The organism is Kitasatospora purpeofusca (assembly GCF_000718025.1).
GTDB lineage: Bacteria > Actinomycetota > Actinomycetes > Streptomycetales > Streptomycetaceae > Kitasatospora > Kitasatospora purpeofusca.
Genome location: NZ_JODS01000003.1, coordinates 98340 through 111870, shown reverse-complemented (window position 1 = coordinate 111870; position 13531 = coordinate 98340). Strand labels below are relative to the sequence as shown.

The following is a 13531-nucleotide window of genomic DNA, read 5'->3' as shown; positions in this document are numbered from 1 at the left end:
GCCGCTACGAGAACCCGCGGCCGGAACCCCCGGCCCCGGCCGCTGCCACCGCTCCGCCGCCGTGAAGGGACGCACCGATGACCACCCTGGACAAGGCGCCCGCCGAGGCGCCCGCGCCGACCGCCGCGCCGACGCCGGGCTCCGCCCCCGAACCGGTGGCCACGGGCCCGGAACGGAAGCTCAAACTGGGTGGAGTCACCCGCGAGGACGTGTTCACCGTCCTCGGCGCGCTCGTCGGATCCCTCGGGCTCGACTGGGTGCTGTACGAGCGGGTGCTGCCGTTCAGCGGCGCGCTCGGCTTCCTGCTCTGCTGGTACCTGCTCTTCCTGGTCGGCTACTACGGCCTGGGACGCCTCCAGTGGGGCGGGCTGATGGTGCGGGAACGCCTGGTCTCCGTGGTGGCCTGGAGCTCCGGTGCGCTGGTGCTCGGCCTGATCGCCGACCAGATCGGCTACGTCGCCTCGCGCGGCTACGAGGCCGCCCAGCACGGGAACTTCTTCACCGAGACGATGGAGCGGACCGCCTCGCTGTCGCCGATCACCTCCGGCGGAGCGGTCCACGCGGTGGTCGGCTCGCTCGAACAGCTCGGCCTGGCCACGCTGTTCGCCGTGCCGCTGGGCATCGCCGCCGCCGTCTTCATGTCCGAGGTGGGCGGCCGGATGGCCCGCCCGGTGCGGACCCTGGTCGAGGCGATGACCGCGCTGCCCTCGATCGTCGCCGGCCTGTTCATCCTCGGCATCGTCATCCTCACCTTCGGCTTCGACAAGAGCGGGTTCGCCGCCTCGCTGGCGCTGACGGTGATGATGATGCCCATCGTCACCCGGGCGGCCGAGGTGGTCATCCGGCTCGTCCCCGGCACCCTGCGGGAGGCGTCCTACGCGCTCGGCGGCAGCCAGTGGCGGACGGTGTGGAACGTCGTCCTGCCGACCGCCAAGCGCGGCCTGGTGACGGCCGTGGTGCTGGGCATGGCGCGCGCGGTCGGCGAGACCTCGCCCGTCCTGCTGACCGCGGGCTTCACCTCCCGGATGAACGCCAACCCCTTCGAGGGCCACCAGATCTCGCTGCCGCTCTACATCTGGAGCTACGTCAAGCTGCCGGTCGACCAGATGGTCGCGCGGGCCTTCGCCGCCGCACTCACCCTGATGGCGGTGGTGCTGATCCTGTTCGTCACCGCCCGCATCCTCGGCGGCCGGGCCGCCGGAGAGATGAGCCGCCGGCAGAAGCGTCGGATGGCCCGGGCCGAGCGACAGGCCGCCGTCCCGAGGCCCGCCGCGCCGTCCTTCGGGGCGGCCCCCGTCGCCGCATCCGTGGCCGCACCCGCCGATCCGGCCGTCCGGCCGTCCGCCGCCGCGCCGTTCCGGTCGGCCGTCGCCACCGGGGAGCACTGATGTTCCGAACAACCACCCTCCGCACCAGAGGAGTTCCCATGTCGCGGGAGGCCGCACGCCGCCCCCTGACGCGCCTGTTCGGCGTGTTGCTGTCCACCCTGCTCGCGGCCGGCTCGATGCTCCTGGGCCAGGCCACCCCGGCGCACGCGGCCGTCGCGCTCACCGCGAGCGGCTCCAGCTGGGCCTTCCCGGCGATCGACCAGTGGCGCCAGGACGTGGGCCCGCAGGGGATCCAGATCGACTTCAACGCCGTCGGCTCGGCCGTCGGCCGCCAGGACTGGAACACCGGGCGCAACGACTTCAGCGCCTCCGACGTGCCGTTCCGCACCCGGATCGACACCGGTGCCAACCAGGCGACCCAGGGGTCCGGCCAGGCGGGCGTGGAGAGGGTCGTCTACGGCTACTCCTACGTGCCGATCACGGCCGGCGGCACCGCGATGATGTACCACCTGACGGTCGGTGGGAAGCTGGTCCGCGACCTGCGGCTCTCCCCGCAGACCCTGATGGACATCTTCACCGGCAAGGTCACCAACTGGAACGACCCGAAGATCACCGCGGACTACGGCAAGGCACTGCCGAACCTCAAGATCACCCCGGTGGTCCGCTCCGACGGCTCCGGCGCCACCGCCCAGTTCACCCGGTGGATGAGCCACTCCTTCCCCGCCCAGTGGGACGAGTACTGCAAGTCCGTCAACGGCGTCACCTGCGGCGAGTACACCGAGTTCTTCCCGGCATCCCCCGGGATGACCGCCCAGAGCGGCTCCGACGTCGTCGCCGGCTACATCAAGGCCTCCTCCGGCGAGGGCACCATCGGCTACGACGAGTACGCCTTCGCCAAGCGCAGCGACTGGCCGGTGGTGAAGGTCCTCAACCCGGCCGGCTACTACACCCTGCCGACCGCCTCCAACGTCGCCGTCGCGCTGACCGCGGCCAAGATCCGCGGCGTCGACGACAGCACCTCTCCGGACGACCCGAACTACCTCCAGCAGAACCTCGACGGCGTCTACACCAACGCCGACAAGCGCTCGTACCCGCTGTCCAGCTACAGCTACCTGATCGTGCCGCGCAGCAACTCGCTCCAGGCACTGCCGAAGTTCAGCAACGACAAGGGCTCGGCGCTCAGCCGCTTCCTGTCCTACGTGCTCTGCCAGGGCCAGGGCGAGGCGGACGACCTCGGCTACTCGCCCATCCCGCGCGGTCTGGTCCGCGGCGGTCTGCTGCAGACCCAGCACATCCCCGGCAACGCCAGCACCGTCAACCCGGACACCCTGGCCGGCTGCGCCAACCCGACCCTCAACGCGGCGGGCCAGCTCACCATCCTGGACAGCGCCCCGCTGCCCAGTGAGTGCGACGCCAAGGGCACCGCGCTGGACTGCAAGATCGTCAACGGCAAGCCGACCAGCGGCTCCGGCAGCACCGGCGGCTCCACCTCCGGCGGCGCGGCCACCGGCGGTTCCGGCGGCACCGGCGGCGCGGCCTCGGGCGGCGCGGCGACCGGCGGTTCCGGCGGCGCGGCCTCGGGCGGCGGTGCCGCGACGAGCGGCGGAACCGGGACCACCGGCAAGACCACCACCGGCGGCACCGGCACCACCAAGACCCCCGGCGCCACCGGGACCGGCACCACCGGCTCCACCGGCACCACCGGCGGCGCGGGTACCACCGGCGGGGCCGGCACCACGGGCGGCACCGGCGGTGACGGCGGCGCCGTGGCGACCGACCCCAACGCCCCGGCCGCCGGCACCGACCCGAACGCGCCGGCCGACGGGACCGACGGCCAGGGCGTCGAGGAGGTCGTCGACCCGCAGACCGGCCAGGTGGTCGCACGCGGCCGCGGCAGCGGCACCGCCACCGAGGTGGCCGCCGACGTGGTCGAGGTCGCGGGCCGCCCGGAGGACTGGACCCTGAGCACGCTGACCGCGCTCGAACTGCTCGCCGTCGTCATCGTCCCGCCGCTGCTCGGCCGCCGGCTGCTGCGCCGGCGCTCGCAGACGGGCGGCCGGTCATGACGGCGCCCGCCCTGGAGAAGCCCGCCGGGACGGCGCCGTCCGCGCCGTCCCCGGCGGAGGCGGCACCGCCCGCCGCCCCGGCCCCGGAGACCGCTCCGGCCGGGTCGGACGGCTCCGGCCGGAGCGCCAAGCGGATCAGGTTCCTGCAGGCGGCCTGGGCGGTGAGCCTGCTCGCGGCGCTCACCATGGGCTTCGTCGGCTACCTGTTCACGCTGTCGCACGTCCAGCAGAAGCACTTCCAGTCCACCGCCTACAAGTCCTTCCGGGACCAGCTCGGCAAGGCGACCGCCCCGACCGGCAAGGCCGCCGACGGGTCCCCCGTCGCGCTGCTGGACATCCCGGCGATCGGGCTGCACCAGGTGGTCGTGGTGGAGGGCACCACCGGCCGGGACCTCATGCGCGGCCCCGGCCACCGCCGGGACACCGCGCTGCCCGGGCAGACCGGGGTGGCGGTGCTGTTCGGCCGGGGGGCGACCTTCGGGGCGCCGTTCGGCGAGCTGAACAAGCTGCGGGTCGGCGACCGGATCGAGGCCACCACCGGCCAGGGCAAGTTCACCTACACCGTCAATGTGTACGGCGACCAGGACCACCCGATCGTCGACCCGGTCCGCAACCGGCTGGTGCTGGTGACCAGCGACTCCAACTGGATCCCGGAGTCCACGGTGATGATCGGGGCCCGGCTGGACGGCGACCCGGTGGTCAACCCCGGCGGGCGCCCCGCCACCGTGCCGTACGACAAGGCGCTGGCCGCCGACAAGGGCGCGCTGGCCGCGCTGCAGCTGTGGACGCTGGGACTGCTCGGCGCGGTGGTCGCCGTCGTCGTGCTGGCCCGGTACTGGCACCGCTCGGCCGCCTACCTCAGCCTCGCGCCGGTCGTCGGCGCGCTGCTCTGGGCGGTCTACGAGAACGCCGCCGCCCTGCTGCCCAATCTCTACTGACGCGCGCCCGGAGGACCGTACCGATGACGGATGCACCGATGACCGACGTACCGCCCAGCCACGGGCCGGGCGACCCGGCCGAGACCACGATCACCCTGCCCGCCGTCCCCGCGGGCGCCGACTACGTCGGACACGACGGGCAGCAGCTGCTCTACCCGCAGGACGCGCACTACCAGGGCTACCCCGAGGAGTCCGTGCTGGCCGGGCTGGAGACCCGCGAGGTCTCCGCCTGGTTCGGCGCCCGCAAGGTGCTGGAGCGGGTCTCGCTGACCATGCCGGCCGGCGAGGTGACGGCCCTGATCGGACCGTCCGGCTGCGGCAAGTCGACCTATCTGCGGATCCTCAACCGGATGCACGAGATGGTCCGCGGCGCCGCGCTCTCCGGCGAGGTGCTGCTGGACGGCGACGACGTCTACCGCCCCGGCCGCCGTCCGGCCGAGGTGCGCCGCCGCATCGGCATGGTGTTCCAGCGGCCCAACCCGTTCCCGGCGATGTCCATCAAGGACAACGTCGCCAGCGGGCTCAAGCTCGCCGGCATCAAGGTCACCAGGGACGAGCGCGAGCACCTGGTGGAGACCAGCCTGCGCCAGGCCGGCCTCTGGGACGAGGTGGCCGGCCGGCTGGAGGCCCCGGGCGGCTCGCTCTCCGGCGGCCAGCAGCAGCGGCTGTGCATCGCGCGGTCGCTGGCCGTCTCGCCGGACATCCTGCTGATGGACGAGCCGTGCTCGGCGCTCGACCCGACCTCCACCCGCCGGGTCGAGGAGACCATCGCGGAGCTGCGCGGTCAGCTCACCATCGTGATCGTCACCCACAACATGCAGCAGGCCCAGCGCGTCTCGCAGAGCTGCGCCTTCTTCCTGGCGACCCACGACACCCCGGGCCGGATCGTCGAGCACGGGCCGACCGAGCAGGTCTTCCACCACCCGCGCGACCAGCGGACCTCGGACTACGTCAACGGCCGCTTCGGGTAACCGTCGGCCCCGCTCGCACGCCCGCCCGCTCGCCTACTCGTCGCCGCGGTGCCGGAGGATCTCCTCCAGCACCGCGGCGACGCCGTCCTGCTCGTTGCTCACCGTGTGCAGCGCCACCGCCGCCAGCACCTGCGGGTGGGCGTTGGCTACGGCGTACGCGGTACCCGCCCAGGCCAGCATCTCCAGGTCGTTCGGCATGTCGCCGAAGGCCACCACCTCGTCCCGGCCGATCCCCCGCCCGGCGCACCAACGGGCCAGCGTGCTGGCCTTGGTGACGCCGGGCGCGCTGATCTCCAGCAGCGGGATCGGCGCCGAGCGGGTGATCTCGGCGAGGTCCCCGGCGGCCTCCCTGGCCTCGCCGAGCAGCTTGTCCGGGTCCAGGTCCGGGTGCTTGGCGAGCAGCTTGAACAGCCCGCGCACCGGCCCGCCCTCGCCCAGCAGCCGCTCCGCCGGACCGACCGGGTGGTTCTCGTCCTGCCCCCACATCCGGACCTCGTAGCCGGGCTCGCGGGCGAACCCGGCCGGGTACTCGAAGGCGAACGCGATGCCCGGCAGCTTGGCCCGCAGCCGCCCGACCACCGCGAGCGCCTCCGCCTCCCCCAGCGGGAACGACTCCAGCAGCTCGCCGCGGCGCACATCCACCACGGCGCCGCCGTTCGAGCAGATCGCCACCCCGTGGCCGCCGATGTGCGCGCTCACCTGCTGCATCCAGCGCGGCGGACGGCCGGTCACGAACACCACCTGGATCCCGGCCGCCTCGGCGGCGGCCAGGGCGGCGGCGGTGCGCCCGGTGACGGTGCCGCCGGAGCAGAGCAGGGTGCCGTCCAGGTCGGTGGCGATCAGCCGGATCGCGGGAGCGGTGCGCGGTGTGGTCACCGACCCATCTTCGCCCACGCACCGCCGCGAGGTCACCGGGGTGGTCGGCCCGGCCCCGGATCGATCTTTGCGGCACGTTTCGGCCCCGGCCGCACCGGTTTCCGGCCGATCACCCCGCCCCCGGGGTGTCCCACCGCCCCCGACCGGGCAGGACTCCCCTCGGCCACCCCGTCGGCAGGAAGAGCCATGCCAACTCGCCAGGTCCGAGACGAGAGCCCCCCGACCGCCCCCGAGGACGCCCCGCCGCCCTCCCGCGAGCCGGTCCTGATCGGCGACATCCTCTTCGACACCCTCGCCGAGCTCGCCCGCCGCACCACCCCCGCCCACCCCGTCCGCCTCCCCGCCCAGCGGCCGCACCCCTGAAGCAGGGGGCGCTGCGGGTCCCGGGTCAGATCTCCTCGACCGCGACGCGCGGGTGGCACAGCCGGCGCAGATCGTCGAGGTCGCTCGTCACGACGGTCACGTCACCGTGTTCGAGGTGGGCGGTGGCCGCGAGCATCGCGTCGACGGCGTACTTGTGCCCGTGCAGCCCTTCGGCTGCCAGCAGCTTGCTCGCGGCACGGGCGATCTCTTCCGTGACGGGTCGCACCTTGGTCAGGGAGACGGCGTGGTCGAACGCCGCCTGGGGGACCTTGGGGTCGCGTGCCTCCACGAGCGTGGCCGCGCTGGTCACCAGCAGGAGATCGAGCGTGCGGGCGACGTCCAGCCACACGGTCATGTCGCGGTGCCTGCGGGAGAGCTTGGAGAGCGCCTCGCTGTCGAGGACGAGGGTGCCGCTCACGCGGCGTCCGCCGGAGCGTCGCCTCCGCGACGGGCGGCGTGGTGCGCACGGATGCGGTCGGCCCTGGCCGCCACTTCGGCCGGGTCGACCGGTCCGTGCTCGGCCTCGGCGGCCGCGATGTACTCGTCGACGGCCTCGCGCTGGAGCTGCCTCTGGACGGCTTCCTCGATGTACGAGGAGACACCCTGCTTCCCCGCCCGCGCGCGGATCGCCTCCAAGGTCTCCGCGCGCAGGGAGACGCTGGTGACTCTGGTCTTGCCGGCGCGGGAGGAGTCCATGGCAGAAGTGTATTACACCGTGTGTGATCGATGCGGGTCCTCCCGCCCGCTGTCGCTGGAGGATCACGGAGGAAGGCGGCCCCGCCCGCCGGCGCGGGCGGGGCCACCGGTTCAGGGGGCGAGGCGCTTCAGCGCCGCGGTGGTGATGCCTTCGACCGAGGCTGCGGGGCCGGTGAGCTCGACGAGGGCGACCCGGGTGCCGCTGCGCAGGACGGCGACCCCGCCACTGGCGGCGCCGTCGCCGTTGTAGGAGGGGTACCAGTGGGCGGTGCCGCCGGCGGCGGTCAGGGTGTGGGCCGCGCCGTAGTACCAGTGGCCGGCGGGCTCGTGCTGGCAGTCCTGGACGAGCGCGACGAGCTGCTGCTCCCAGGTGGCGGCCACGGGCCCGGTGGGGGCGCTCGCGGCCGACTCGATCAGCAGGCCGTCGGTGGCGAAGGTCCAGGTCACGGAGGCGTACGCGGTGGCCCGGCCCTTGGTCAGGTCGCGCATCGTCTGCTCGCCGGAGCACGCGGACAGCCCCTGGCGCCCGGTCAGCGCGACGGTCGCGCCGACCGGGGCCAGGCCCTGCTGGACCTGGTCCTCGCTCTGGACGAGGGCGGCGGAGCCGAGTCCGGGCGCGGGGGCCGTGACGGCGGCAGGCTGGGCGGCGACCGTCGCGCTGGGCGCGGCCCCGTCGGCGGTGGCCGACCGGGTGCCGACGACGCTGACCGCGATCAGTGCGGCGGCGACGCAGGCCGCGGCGGCGACCCGGTTGCGGCGAACGGACTTCTGCTGGACGGCCCGGTTCTCGGTCATCTGGTCCCCCTGGTGGTCGGGACGCCCGCTGCGTCCTCGTACAACCGGGGAGATGCCGCCGGGGTCGGGAAAGTCGGATCCCTGGCCGGCTGTTTCAGAGCCGTGACAGAGCGGTCCTGACGACGCGGTCCATCGCGGCCGTCCCCAGGCAGGTGTGGACCTCCAGCACCCCGTAGTGGCTGCCGTTGCGCAGTACGGCGACGCCGCCGCAGGGCTCCTCGACCTCCGGCGCTCTGCCGGTGGTGTTGAGGAGGCCCTCGTAGGTGCCCATCCAGCTCGCGGTGACGTCCGGGGCGAACCGCACCGTCGTGGTCCTTCCGTAGACCCAGTGCCCCGGCGGCTGCTCCTGGCAGGTCACCTGCTCCTGCAGCAGGCGCTCGGTGAAGTCCTGCGCCAGGGACGGGCTCGGGGCTTCGGCGACGACCTCGCGGGCGACCTGGTCGACCTTGTCGGTCGCCCAGGTGGGGTCGTCCGGGTCGGTGCGGAGGCTGGTCGTCAGTCCGCGGAAGTGGGCGCCGGGCACGCCGAGGGTCTGGGTGAGGGTCTTCTCGCCGCTGCAGGCCGAGTTGGCGTAGAACCCGTCGCCGTACCGGTCGGTGACGTGGATCCGCCCGGTGGCGACCTCCGGGCGGAACGCCAGGGGTTCCAGCAGGTTCGCGGTCGTCACCGGCCCGGGCGCACCGGGTGTCGCTGGCGCACCGGGAGCATCGGTCGGCGAGGCGGAAACGGAGGCCGAGCCGGGCGTCGTCGTCGCGGGAGCCGACCGCCCCGCCGGGCCCGCGTCCCCGCCGGCGGGCGGCGGCAGGACGAACCGGCCGGTCGCCAGCCCGAGCACGGCGGCCGCCACCAGGGCGGCGACGGCGGACCGGGTCCGGACCACGGCGTGGCCGCCGCCGCCCGCCGCGGGACCGCCGTTCACGGACCGGTGACCAGGCGTTCGCGCATGAAGCGGCGGGCCTTCTGGATCCGGTCCTTGACCGTGCCCATCGGGGTGTCCAACTGCTCGGCCACCTGGGCGTAGGTCAGGTCGCCCAGGTCGCGCAGCACGAAGGACTCCACCAGCGCGGGGTGCTGCTGCTCCAGCGCGGCCAGCGCCTCCATCACGTCGAGCCTGGTCCCGGCGATGACGCTGGTGGTGCGCGGGTCGACATGCTCGGGGAGGTCGGCGTGGCTGTCCTCGGCGCGCCGGCGCATCGAGCGGTAGGTGGACCGGGCGGCGTTCGAGGCGATCACGGTCACCCAGCCCTGGAAGGAGCCCCGGCCGTCGTACTTGCCCAGGTGCGTGCTGATGGACAGCAGCGCGTCCTGCGCGGCCTCCTCCGCGTCGGCGTGGTGGGGCAGGAAGCGCGAGCAGCGGCGCAGCACCACCGGCCGCAGCTTGGCCAGCAGGTACTCCATCGCCCCCGGGTCGCCCGCCCGGGCGGCCGCCACGAGCCGTTCCGGCTCACCTTCCTCGAACACCCGGATCCCCCGTTCCGTCCCGCCCGGTATCGCGTCCGCCGAAGAGGAGTTCCGCACTCCCCCCGACTCCGGCAGAATGCTGCCACATGCGCAAGCTCGGCCGTTACCTCCTGCTGGAGCGGCTCGGGGCCGGCTCCTTCGCCACGGTCTGGAAGGCCTACGACCCGGAGCTCGACACCGAGGTCGCGGTGAAGGTGCTGGCCGAGAACTGGGCCGCCAACGCCGATGTGCGCGAGCGGTTCCTGGCGGAGGCGCGACTGCTGCGCCGGATCGCCAGCCCGCGGGTGGTCCGGGTGCACGACGTCGGGGTGCAGGAGGACCGGCCCTACTTCGTCATGGACCTCGTGCGCGGCGGCACCCTGGCGGACCGGGTCGGGCAGTGCGAGCCGCGGGAGGCCCTGCGGCTGGCCGCGGAGGCGGCCCACGCGGTCCAGGTCCTGCACGAGGCGGGTGTGGTGCACCGCGACGTCAAGCCGTCCAACCTGCTGCTCGCCACCGACCCCGCGCCGGCCGCGGTGCTGGTGGCGGACCTGGGCAGCGCGAAGCAACTGGCCGACGCGTCCGGGCTGACGGTGACCACGGGCACGCCCGCGTACATGGCACCGGAACAGGCCTTCCAGACCGGTGGGTTCGACGGCCGGGCCGACGTGTACGCGCTGGCCGTGGTGGCCTACGAGCTGCTGACCGGTCAGAAGCCGTTCGGCCCGGGCGGGCGCGCCACGGCCATGATGACCGACCGGCCGACCGCCTCGACGCTGCCGGAGCTCCCGGCCGGGGCGGAGCTCCCCCCGCACGTCGCCCTGCTGCTGCGGGCCGCGATGTCCGTCGAGCCGGCGGACCGGCCGCCGACCGCCCGGGCCTTCGCGGACGCGCTGCTGGCTCCGGCCCCGCAGCCCCGGCCCCCGGAGGAGGGCCGCGGGTGGCCGACCCCGCGCACGGTCCGGCTGACCCCGCGCGCGGTCTGGCTGGCGTCCGTCGCGGTGTTCACGGCGACGACCCTGCTGAGCTGGCTGCGGCGCTGAGTCCGACGGGGGGCCGGCCGCCGACGGCTCCCGTAGGGTCGACGGCATGCGACTCAGTACGGTGATCCTCCCCATCCACCGGTGGAGCGAGGGGCAGAAGATCTGGCGGCGGGCCGAGGACCTCGGCTTCCACGCCGCCTACACCTACGACCACCTGTCGTGGCGGTCGTTCCGGGACGAGCCGTGGTTCGGATCGGTGCCGACGCTGACCGCGGCGGCCACCGCGACCGAGCGGATCCGGCTGGGGACGCTGGTGACCTCGCCGAACTTCCGGCACCCGGTGACGCTGGCGAAGGAGCTGATCACGCTGGACGACGTGTCCGGCGGGCGGCTGACGCTGGGGATCGGCGCCGGTGGGACGGGGTACGACGCGACGGCGATGGGCCAGGAGGCCTGGTCGCCGAAGGAGCGGGCGGACCGGCTGGGGGAGTTCCTGCCGCTGCTGGACGAACTGCTGACCAACGACGCGACGACGCGTGAGGGCGCCTACTACTCGGCGGTGGAGGCGCGGAACATCCCCGGCTGCACGCAGTCGCCGCGGGTGCCGTTCTACGTGGCGGCGACGGGCCCGCGCGGGCTGCGGCTGGCCGCCGAGTTCGGGCAGGGCTGGGTGACGTACGGGGACCCGAAGGGCCCGGCGGACGTGCCGGTGGAGCAGGCGCCCGGCGTGGTCGCGCAGCAGATCGCGAAGCTGACGGCGGCCTGCGAGGCACGCGGGCGGGACGCCGGCGAGCTGGAGAAGGTGCTGCTCCAGGGCTCGACGGCGGAGAAGCCGCTGGAGTCGGTGGACGCCTTCGTGGACTGGGCCGGGACGTACCGGGAGTTGGGGATCACCGAGCTGGTGGTGCACTGGCCGGTGCCGGACTCGATCTTCGCCAACGACCTGGCGGTGTTCGAGCGGATCGCCACCGAGGGCCTCGCCCAGCTGGGCTGAGGGGAGCGGCGCGCGGGCGGTGCCGGGCCGCCCGCGGCCGTGGTCCCGAGGAGCCGGCCCCTAGGGGACGGGCGGGGCGGTGTCATCCCGGAGTTGCAGGCGGGCTCGTCATCGCAGCCCATGTTCACAAGGGCACACGCGCACTACGTTGAGCCTGTGTCCACTGTCATCAAGACGGACGGCCTCACCAAGAGGTTCCCCCGGGTGACTGCCCTCGATCAGCTGACCGTTGAGGTCGAGCCCGGGGTGGTCGGTCTGGTGGGAGCCAATGGCGCCGGCAAGTCCACACTCATCAAGATCCTGCTCGGGCTCTCCCCGGCGTCCTCCGGGACCGGGCGGGTGCTCGGGCTGGACATCGCCACCCAGGGGTCGGCGATCCGTGAGCAGGTCGGCTACATGCCGGAGCACGACTGCCTGCCGCCGGACGTCTCGGCCACCGAGTTCGTGGTCCACATGGCGCGGATGGCCGGGCTGCCGGCCGCCGCCGCCAGGGAGCGGACGGCGGACACGCTGCGGCACGTCGGCCTGTACGAGGAGCGGTACCGCCCGATGGGCGGCTACTCGACCGGTATGAAGCAGCGGGTGAAGCTGGCGCAGGCGCTGGTGCACGACCCGAAGCTGGTGCTGCTCGACGAGCCGACCAACGGGCTGGACCCGGTCGGCCGGGACGACATGCTGGCGCTGATCCGCCGCGTGTACAGCGACTTCGGCATCTCGGTGCTGGTCACCACCCACCTGCTGGGCGAGCTGGAGCGCACCTGCGACCACCTGGTGGTCATCGACGGCGGCAAGCTGCTGCGCTCCTCGTCGACCGCCTCCTTCACCGGCGCGACGGCCACCCTGGCGGTCGAGGTGACGGACCACCCGGAGGACCACGGCCTGGACGCGAGCGCCGCGGTGCGCACGCGGCTGGTGGCGGCGGGCCTGTCGGTGGAGACGGAGGGGCCGCGGATCCTGCTGGTCCGGCTGGCGGGCGACGAGACCTACGACGCCATCCGGGACGCGGTCGCGGGGCTCGGTCTCGGCCTGGTCCGGCTGGAGCAGCGGCGGCACCGGGTCGCGGAGCTGTTCACCGCGAACGCGGACGGCGCCGAGAGCAGTGCCAGCACCGACAGCACCCGGACCACGGAGAACGAGGGGAGTACCGCAGATGTCGCTGCCTCCTGAGTTCCGCCCGGCCGACACCGGCGTCATCCACGACATCGGCTACCGCGGCTACACCGGGCCCCGGCTCGGCCGGGGCTACGCCGCCCGCTCGCTGTTCACCCAGAGCCTGCGCGCCGCGTACGGCCTCGGGCGGTCCGGCAAGTCCAAGGTGCTGCCGATGCTGGTGCTGGGCGTGGCCACCGTGCCCGCCCTGATCATCGTCGCGGTCGCCGTGGTCACCGGGGTCGACAAGCTGCCGGTGGACTACGCCCAGTACCTGAGCGCGATCGGGCTGGTCGTCTCGATCTTCCTGGCCTCGCAGGCGCCGGTGCTGTTCTCCCGGGACCTGCGCCACCACACCGTGCCGCTGTACTTCTCCCGGCCGATCACCCGCACCGACTACGTCCGGGCCAAGTTCGGGGCGATGGCCTGCGCCCAACTGCTGCTGATGCTCGCGCCGCTGCTGGTGCTCTACATCGGCTCGCTGCTGGTCGGGCTGAAGTTCGGGGACCAGACCGCGCACTTCTTCTACGGTCTGACGGCCGCCGTGCTGTACGCCCTGGTGCCGACCTCGGTCGCGGTGGTGATCGCCGCCACCACGCCGCGGCGGGGCTTCGGGGTGGCCGCGATCATGGGCTACCTGGCGGTGACCACCGCGGTGGTCGGGGTCGTGGTGGGGCTGGCCACCACCACGGTCGGCTTCGACGAGCCGCTGCCGACCTACCCGCAGTGGGCGGTGCTGCTGTCGCCGGGCGGGCTGGTGGAGAGCCTGACCAACGAGCTGTTCGACCTCGGCACCGGCCCGGAGCGGATGCACGCTCCGGGCGGGCTCGGCCTGCTGGTGTTCACCCTGGTCGCCGTCGCGATGGTGGCCGGCTCGTACCGGCTGCTGCTGCGCCGCTACCGAAGCATTTGAATCTTTCGAGCGTTTGAGA

Annotated in this window: 15 protein-coding genes; 9 read left to right on the top strand and 6 right to left on the bottom strand. The window is 73.7% G+C overall.

The annotated features are described in order from the left end of the window. Positions 1 to 77 precede the first annotated feature (77 nt). The 4 genes from pstA (at position 78) to IF01_RS0106545 (ending at position 5303) form a co-directional block, all read left to right on the top strand. Positions 78 to 1388 (top strand): phosphate ABC transporter permease PstA, encoded by a 1311-nt coding sequence (gene pstA, locus IF01_RS0106560; RefSeq protein ID WP_078879725.1) that lies wholly within the window; start codon positions 78 to 80, stop codon positions 1386 to 1388. Between the two features lie 38 nt (positions 1389 to 1426). Then, positions 1427 to 3394: a phosphate ABC transporter substrate-binding protein PstS gene (locus IF01_RS0106555; RefSeq protein WP_051754985.1), complete on the top strand. Its 1968-nt coding sequence runs from the start codon at positions 1427 to 1429 to the stop codon at positions 3392 to 3394. Then, positions 3391 to 4332, top strand: a complete 942-nt coding sequence (locus IF01_RS0106550; RefSeq protein ID WP_030392326.1) for a class E sortase — start codon at positions 3391 to 3393, stop codon at positions 4330 to 4332. The genes IF01_RS0106555 and IF01_RS0106550 overlap by 4 nt, the downstream gene beginning before the upstream one ends. A 194-nt stretch (positions 4333 to 4526) precedes the next feature. Beyond that, positions 4527 to 5303, top strand: a complete 777-nt coding sequence (locus IF01_RS0106545) for a phosphate ABC transporter ATP-binding protein (protein ID WP_199523273.1) — start codon at positions 4527 to 4529, stop codon at positions 5301 to 5303. A gap of 33 nt (positions 5304 to 5336) precedes the next feature. Here the strand turns inward: IF01_RS0106545 and IF01_RS0106540 are convergent, their stop codons facing one another. Continuing rightward, a complete protein-coding gene (locus tag IF01_RS0106540) occupies positions 5337 to 6179 on the bottom strand; it encodes an HAD family hydrolase (protein ID WP_030392324.1) in 843 nt (280 codons plus the stop codon). Positions 6180 to 6365: 186 nt separating this feature from the next. Between IF01_RS0106540 and IF01_RS48100 the strand changes: the two genes are divergently transcribed. Continuing rightward, entirely contained in the window at positions 6366 to 6542 is a 177-nt protein-coding gene (locus tag IF01_RS48100) for a hypothetical protein (protein WP_157855171.1), read from the top strand. 25 nt (positions 6543 to 6567) lie between these two features. Here the strand turns inward: IF01_RS48100 and IF01_RS0106530 are convergent, their stop codons facing one another. The 5 genes from IF01_RS0106530 to IF01_RS0106510 all read right to left on the bottom strand — a co-directional run bounded on the left by IF01_RS0106530 (position 6568) and on the right by IF01_RS0106510 (position 9494). After that, the gene (locus IF01_RS0106530) at positions 6568 to 6960 is read right to left on the bottom strand and encodes a type II toxin-antitoxin system VapC family toxin (protein WP_030392323.1); all 393 of its coding nucleotides are present in this window, start codon (positions 6958 to 6960) and stop codon (positions 6568 to 6570) included. Then, positions 6957 to 7238 (bottom strand): hypothetical protein, encoded by a 282-nt coding sequence (locus IF01_RS41365; protein WP_051754983.1) that lies wholly within the window; start codon positions 7236 to 7238, stop codon positions 6957 to 6959. Before IF01_RS41365 ends, IF01_RS0106530 begins: the two co-directional genes overlap by 4 nt. Positions 7239 to 7349: 111 nt before the next feature. After that, positions 7350 to 8033: a hypothetical protein gene (locus IF01_RS0106520; RefSeq protein WP_030392321.1), complete on the bottom strand. Its 684-nt coding sequence runs from the start codon at positions 8031 to 8033 to the stop codon at positions 7350 to 7352. A gap of 94 nt (positions 8034 to 8127) precedes the next feature. Next, the gene (locus tag IF01_RS0106515) at positions 8128 to 8952 is read right to left on the bottom strand and encodes a hypothetical protein (RefSeq protein ID WP_030392320.1); all 825 of its coding nucleotides are present in this window, start codon (positions 8950 to 8952) and stop codon (positions 8128 to 8130) included. Next, complete coding sequence (locus IF01_RS0106510; RefSeq protein WP_030392319.1) at positions 8949 to 9494, bottom strand: RNA polymerase sigma factor; 546 nt, start codon at positions 9492 to 9494, stop codon at positions 8949 to 8951. The genes IF01_RS0106515 and IF01_RS0106510 overlap by 4 nt, the downstream gene beginning before the upstream one ends. An 86-nt stretch (positions 9495 to 9580) precedes the next feature. Here IF01_RS0106510 and IF01_RS0106505 point away from each other — a divergent pair, with 86 nt between their 5' ends. From IF01_RS0106505 to IF01_RS0106490, 4 genes are all read left to right on the top strand, one after another. Next, a complete protein-coding gene (locus tag IF01_RS0106505) occupies positions 9581 to 10516 on the top strand; it encodes a serine/threonine-protein kinase (RefSeq protein WP_030392318.1) in 936 nt (311 codons plus the stop codon). Positions 10517 to 10562: 46 nt separating this feature from the next. Then, positions 10563 to 11450 (top strand): LLM class flavin-dependent oxidoreductase, encoded by an 888-nt coding sequence (locus IF01_RS0106500; RefSeq protein WP_030392317.1) that lies wholly within the window; start codon positions 10563 to 10565, stop codon positions 11448 to 11450. Positions 11451 to 11570: 120 nt separating this feature from the next. After that, positions 11571 to 12617 (top strand): ABC transporter ATP-binding protein, encoded by a 1047-nt coding sequence (locus tag IF01_RS0106495; RefSeq protein ID WP_051754982.1) that lies wholly within the window; start codon positions 11571 to 11573, stop codon positions 12615 to 12617. Then, positions 12601 to 13512: an ABC transporter permease subunit gene (locus IF01_RS0106490; RefSeq protein WP_030392315.1), complete on the top strand. Its 912-nt coding sequence runs from the start codon at positions 12601 to 12603 to the stop codon at positions 13510 to 13512. Before IF01_RS0106495 ends, IF01_RS0106490 begins: the two co-directional genes overlap by 17 nt. Positions 13513 to 13531 lie beyond the last annotated feature (19 nt).

Excerpts from the sequence above, each read along its gene's own strand:
- IF01_RS0106520 (WP_030392321.1), bottom strand. The coding sequence starts at position 8,033 with ATGACCGAGAACCGGGCCGTCCAGCAGAAGTCCGTTCGCCGCAACCGG.
- IF01_RS0106550 (WP_030392326.1), top strand. The coding sequence starts at position 3,391 with ATGACGGCGCCCGCCCTGGAGAAGCCCGCCGGGACGGCGCCGTCCGCG.
- pstA (WP_078879725.1), top strand. The coding sequence starts at position 78 with ATGACCACCCTGGACAAGGCGCCCGCCGAGGCGCCCGCGCCGACCGCC.
- IF01_RS41365 (WP_051754983.1), bottom strand. The coding sequence starts at position 7,238 with ATGGACTCCTCCCGCGCCGGCAAGACCAGAGTCACCAGCGTCTCCCTG.
- IF01_RS0106500 (WP_030392317.1), top strand. The coding sequence starts at position 10,563 with ATGCGACTCAGTACGGTGATCCTCCCCATCCACCGGTGGAGCGAGGGG.
- IF01_RS0106490 (WP_030392315.1), top strand. The coding sequence starts at position 12,601 with ATGTCGCTGCCTCCTGAGTTCCGCCCGGCCGACACCGGCGTCATCCAC.
- IF01_RS0106505 (WP_030392318.1), top strand. The coding sequence starts at position 9,581 with ATGCGCAAGCTCGGCCGTTACCTCCTGCTGGAGCGGCTCGGGGCCGGC.
- IF01_RS0106555 (WP_051754985.1), top strand. The coding sequence starts at position 1,427 with ATGTCGCGGGAGGCCGCACGCCGCCCCCTGACGCGCCTGTTCGGCGTG.
- IF01_RS0106495 (WP_051754982.1), top strand. The coding sequence starts at position 11,571 with ATGTTCACAAGGGCACACGCGCACTACGTTGAGCCTGTGTCCACTGTC.
- IF01_RS48100 (WP_157855171.1), top strand. The coding sequence starts at position 6,366 with ATGCCAACTCGCCAGGTCCGAGACGAGAGCCCCCCGACCGCCCCCGAG.